The organism is Roseibium sp. RKSG952 (assembly GCF_009711355.1).
On the sequence record NZ_SMMF01000693.1, the window covers coordinates 1 to 4,571 of the forward strand.

A 4,571-nucleotide genomic window follows, 5' to 3' on the forward strand; every position below is an offset into this window, starting at 1 on the left:
CCCGTTCACTTGCCGCTGGCCGCGTTCCGGACGTAATAATATCGCGAGCGGCGTTCGTGTCCGCATTGCCAGTGTGACGGGAATTCAAAGGTATACCTGGCCGCCTCAAAAGCGGTCGTTTGGGGGTTCGACCCTCCCCACTGGCACCAGATCCGCCTCATGCGGACGGACGGCCCCCGGCTCGGCGCCTCGCTCCTCAGCGCGCCCACCGGGGGCGAAAATAGAGACATCAGGGTGTAGCTCAGCCAGGCCTAGAGCACTTGCCTCGGACGCGAGAGGCCGCGGGTTCGAATCCCGCCTCCCTGACCATTTTCTGCGGTCGTGGCGGAACGGTAGACGCGCCGGTTTGAGGGATCGGTGGGGGTAATTCCCCGTGTGGGTTCAAATCCCACCGACCGCACCATATTCCCCGGGTTTCCGGGACCCGAAGCCTTTCGGCCGATCGGGAGTTCTCTCTGGGATAGCTCAATTGGTTAGAGCGTCGGGCTGTGGACTCGAATACGGGGGTTCGAAACCCTCTCCCAGGACCATTTCGTCGCAACCATACGCTTGGCGAATATGCGCCCGGCGAATTAACGGTTCCGACACCTGCGGCCGTGGCGAAACAGGTAGACGCGCAGCACTTAGACTGCTGTGGAGAAATCCGTGAAGGTTCAAGTCCTTTCGGCCGCACCAGAATTGGAGAGGCTGGGCACGAGTGAGCCCAACTGACTGTAAATCAGCCGTATATTCTGTGAGGGTGCGAATTCCCTCCCTCTCCACCAAGTTCGCGGACGTGGTGAAATCGGTAAACGCGGTCGGCTCAAGCCCGGCTGTCTCGGCTTGAGGGTTCGAGCCCCTCCGTCCGCACCAACACAAAGACAAACACGCGGATGTGGTGAAATAGGTAAACGCACCGGACTTAAAATTCGGCGCCTCGGCTTGCGGGTTCGAGTCCCGCCATCCGCACCAACGTAACCGCGTCCTTCATGCCCGATCTACCGCGGTCGGGCGGGGCGAAAGAGAGGTATGCTGGGATAGCTCAGGGGTAGAGCGCCGGTCTGTGGAACCGGAGGTCGATGGTTCGAAACCATCTCCCAGTGCCATGAATTAGGACATCCACTCGGTCAAACCGTTCTGGAGTCTTCGGTAATGCAAGGGTCGTCGCGGGTTCAAATCCCGCCGCATCCACCATCATCGCCAACATCAGCCGGCAACGATCGACCGTGGCGAAATCTGTAAACGCGCGACGTTGTGGTTCAGTCCTTGGAGGCTTAAGCCCTCTCGGTTGCACTAGTTTTCTGGGTGTAGCTCAGTCCGGTAGAGCGCCCGCTTTGGGAGCGGGATGTCGCAGGTTCGAGTCCTGCCACCTAGACCATTTTCGCACCGCTTTCGGCAAAAATATCGGGAACTCAACGAAAGTCTGCCCGAAAAATGTTGATCTGGATGCGCGGCAAAACCCTTCTCCTTGTGGTGACCGACGACCGCAGAGCGGAAGAACTCGAAGTTTAAGGGTGTCTTTTCGGCATCCAGCGCCTGCATGACCTTCAGGACGTGGTCTCTAGGATCCCTGTTGTGTTAGTCTCCGCCGCGTACAACCCGTCGGAGAATGCGGGATCGACGCACTGCCCGCCTTGAAATCTCGCTGTTTCCGCTCGAGTCCTTTCCAAATTCTCGACTCGACCTGCCCTGTCTTGCCGTTGGGGCGACGGAGAAGGATTCGAACGGGTGACCTCGGTCCGTCAGCTGGGCGACACACTTGGTAACAGTATGTTACTGGACGACCCTTCCAGGAGGATTCACGCTGATCGAAACCTCTTGAAGGAGTAATTGACCTTGTCGACGAACACAGCCCAACCAGCGCGCTTAATCGGGATCGGTCTTCATTCAGGCGAACGATGCTCCGTGGAGGTCGCTCCGGCGGCCGCCGGAGCCGGTATTCTCCTGGCCGTCTGCGACGGGCCTTTCGTTCGGCTTTCCGACATCTCGACCACACAGATGCCCCTCAGAACGAGGATACTCGTCAAGGGTGTTCCGGTGGACACGGTCGAGCACATGATGGCGGGCCTCGCTATTTCGCGATTGACGGACATCACGCTCCGTTTCGACGGCCCCGAGGTGCCTATACTAGACGGTTCCGCGTATCCATGGGTCGAGTTTTTCCGGAAATTTCGACTTTCCCGCAACCTGAACCTTGCGAGCGAACGACTCGAGATCGTCCGTGAGGCGGTCTACGTCTTTGGGGGCAGCGAATACATTTTATCTCCCGGCAACACAGCCATCTCGGTTGAGATCGACTATTCCGGGACTCCTATCGGTTGTCAGTCGGCATCGTTCGTCGAGGACGAGTTTCCGCTCATGGCTCGTGCCCGCACCTTCTGTCTGGAGCGGGACGTGGAGCAAATGAAAAAAGGCGGACTCGGCAAGGGAGGATCTCTTGAGAACGCAGTGGTCATGGGTGAGCGCGGCCCGCTCAATCCGGAGGGATTGCGCATGAATCATGAATTCGCCGCTCACAAGGCTTTAGACTTGTATGGGGACCTATTCCTTTCGGGCGGAAGTCTCGACGGTTCCATTCGCGCCCGCCGACCGGGACACACATCGAACGCCAAGCTTCTCTCGACCGCTCTGAAGGATGGAACACTCAGGCTCCGGGGGCACGACGCGTTAGAGGAGTGCCCTCGCCTTTCGGCTTGAGTGCTCAATCCTTCTTGAACATCTGCTTCGAGACCATCGTGCGGATGAAGTTCGCGTAGGCTCTTTCCGGACCGTCCTGGCCTGTATCGTAGACGGTGTCGATCCATGAGGACAGAACGCTCATCTGCTCGAGGGACAGGCGGCCGTTCTCCCTCATGGCGCGCTCCGCCATTTCCACCATCGACCTCGCGGTGTTGCCCAGGTACGCGCGGGGTATCTGCCACCCCTGAAATTCCACCGATATATAGGCATTTTTGAGTCCATCCATCTCCGCATACGCCAAGGCGTCGCGAGCGGCGGACCGCTCCATGTCGGCGACGAAGAGTTCGGCGGCGTTGCCCCTGTGCCTCCAAGCCCTCAGAACGTCCTTCATAACGGGAATGCACGCTTTTGCGAACTCCAGCGCGATAGCGCGTTTCTTCTCGCTCATGCGCCCCAGGTCCTCACCAAAGATCTCTCTTGAGTTCGACCGAAGCCATACGGGGTCTCGTTCCCACTTCAGGAGGTCGGAGCAAACGGGCAACGGACTCTCTCCCCATGTCGGCTGAAAGTACGCTCTGATCGTGGCGCTTTGCTTTGCAATTCCCGAAATACGGTCCTCGATCGCAATCACTATCGAGTTCCAGCTTGATGCCTTGACCTGCTCCGATCCGTCCGCAGGCAACCCGTCACACATCTGAGCGTTTCGCCTCAAATTCTCCATGTCTTCTTTGGACCAATCCTCCGGATGCTTTCCGAGAACGGGGCCTGAGAATTTCGTCATGGCCATAAGAACTTCGTTCGGGTTTATCCCGGCCAACAGGAAACACATGTCAGAGCCGTCTGCGCTCGCTGACGATGGAGCGAAAGTGGCGAGAACGGCCGTCACTATGAAAAAACGCTTCGTCCGCGCAAACATTGAAGGCACTCTTAAATGGGTCATCATCTTAATTTCCCACGCCGGTTCGAACGGCGCAAACGAGGGGTGTCGCAATGTTGAAATTAGCTCTGGCCGTGGTCGACGCGGCAAGGCAATTAGGACTCGAAGATGTCGACGGGGTCACTAAACCCCGCATCGAAGGATTTACTCTTCAGGGCGCGCTGAACGACTTGCGACTGGCCATCGAGGCTTTCGATGCCGAGGGGCGGGGCATATATCTTCTTCCTGAGCCGGAACCGTTGCATCGCCCGGATTTTGCCGTTCCGCCGCAGCTGTTCGACAATGGCTACGAGTACGAGGCGGATTTGTCCGAGAGCCATCCGTCTAAGGAGTTTTTCGAGGCGGAGCTTGATGAGGAACTCGAAAAGTCCGACAAGCCATCTCCTCCCCGAACCCCTTCCGTCGCGAGATCGAACGCACCCAACGGTGAGGGCGCCTGGTATCCGAACGATCCGCGTCCTCATCTCAAGATTGGCGAGGGTGAATTCTTCGCCGTGGAGGCAAGCGACGACGAAATTCTGGAGGCGATCGAACTTCTGGACGACAAGCTCGGCTATGCGGTGAAGAAAGTCGGCTGGACTCCGAGACTGCGCAGGCTCGCCATGGCCGCACGGGTAGCGATGCGAAAGGTTGCTCCGGTCGGCGACAGATATGAGAGCCGCTATGTTCTGATGCCTCGGGAGGAATTCATGGAGCTGTCGCTGGCGGTGACCGAGGCGGCGATCGACATGCAAGTTGAATTACCGAATCCCAAGCTCAAACGAGTTGCTAAAAAGGATCAGGATCAGGGATTCGATCCGTCCTTCTAGAAGAAGGCGGTGCACTTGCAGCCAGCCTTCCCGGCATCCTCACACGTTAATGTCTTCCCCGCTCTGTGCAAGAAATGACGTTTCGTAATAAACACCCATTCAGATATCCGGGCCAAGTTCTTTTTCCAGGGTTCCATATGGCGGATATCGAAGGCAATCCAGCCATC

The 4,571-nt window shown here is 57.8% G+C and carries 3 protein-coding genes and 10 tRNA genes; 12 read left to right on the forward strand and 1 reads right to left on the reverse strand.

Translation table 11 applies throughout. The annotated features are described in order from the left end of the window. Positions 1–67 precede the first annotated feature (67 nt). From E1297_RS04020 to E1297_RS04070, 11 genes are all read left to right on the forward strand, one after another. Positions 68–149, forward strand: a tRNA-Leu gene (locus E1297_RS04020). 81 nt (positions 150–230) lie between these two features. Beyond that, a tRNA-Pro gene (locus tag E1297_RS04025) sits at positions 231–309 on the forward strand. 6 nt (positions 310–315) lie between these two features. Further along, positions 316–403: transfer RNA gene (locus E1297_RS04030), tRNA-Leu, on the forward strand. 51 nt (positions 404–454) lie between these two features. Then, positions 455–530 (forward strand) — tRNA-His (locus E1297_RS04035). Between the two features lie 60 nt (positions 531–590). Then, positions 591–675 (forward strand) — tRNA-Leu (locus tag E1297_RS04040). A 5-nt stretch (positions 676–680) separates the two neighbouring features. Continuing rightward, positions 681–764: transfer RNA gene (locus E1297_RS04045), tRNA-Tyr, on the forward strand. A 5-nt stretch (positions 765–769) separates the two neighbouring features. After that, positions 770–852, forward strand: a tRNA-Leu gene (locus E1297_RS04050). Positions 853–868: 16 nt separating this feature from the next. Next, positions 869–951 (forward strand) — tRNA-Leu (locus E1297_RS04055). A 59-nt stretch (positions 952–1,010) separates the two neighbouring features. Beyond that, positions 1,011–1,085 (forward strand) — tRNA-His (locus E1297_RS04060). A gap of 195 nt (positions 1,086–1,280) precedes the next feature. Continuing rightward, positions 1,281–1,357 (forward strand) — tRNA-Pro (locus E1297_RS04065). 458 nt (positions 1,358–1,815) lie between these two features. Next, on the forward strand, positions 1,816–2,676 hold the full coding sequence (locus tag E1297_RS04070; RefSeq protein WP_196223186.1) for a UDP-3-O-acyl-N-acetylglucosamine deacetylase: 861 nt from the start codon (positions 1,816–1,818) through the stop codon (positions 2,674–2,676). A 4-nt stretch (positions 2,677–2,680) separates the two neighbouring features. On the opposite strand, the gene E1297_RS04075 is transcribed toward E1297_RS04070, so the two are convergent. Then, entirely contained in the window at positions 2,681–3,574 is an 894-nt protein-coding gene (locus E1297_RS04075; protein WP_155134212.1) for a hypothetical protein, read from the reverse strand. Between the two features lie 74 nt (positions 3,575–3,648). Between E1297_RS04075 and E1297_RS04080 the strand changes: the two genes are divergently transcribed. Continuing rightward, positions 3,649–4,404: a hypothetical protein gene (locus tag E1297_RS04080; protein ID WP_155134215.1), complete on the forward strand. Its 756-nt coding sequence runs from the start codon at positions 3,649–3,651 to the stop codon at positions 4,402–4,404. The last annotated feature ends 167 nt before the right edge of the window (positions 4,405–4,571 follow it).

What these genes read in the sequence shown, in the direction of transcription:
- E1297_RS04075 (WP_155134212.1), bottom strand. Translation starts at nt 3,574, where the DNA reads ATGTTTGCGCGGACGAAGCGTTTTTTCATAGTGACGGCCGTTCTCGCC.
- E1297_RS04080 (WP_155134215.1), top strand. Translation starts at nt 3,649, where the DNA reads ATGTTGAAATTAGCTCTGGCCGTGGTCGACGCGGCAAGGCAATTAGGA.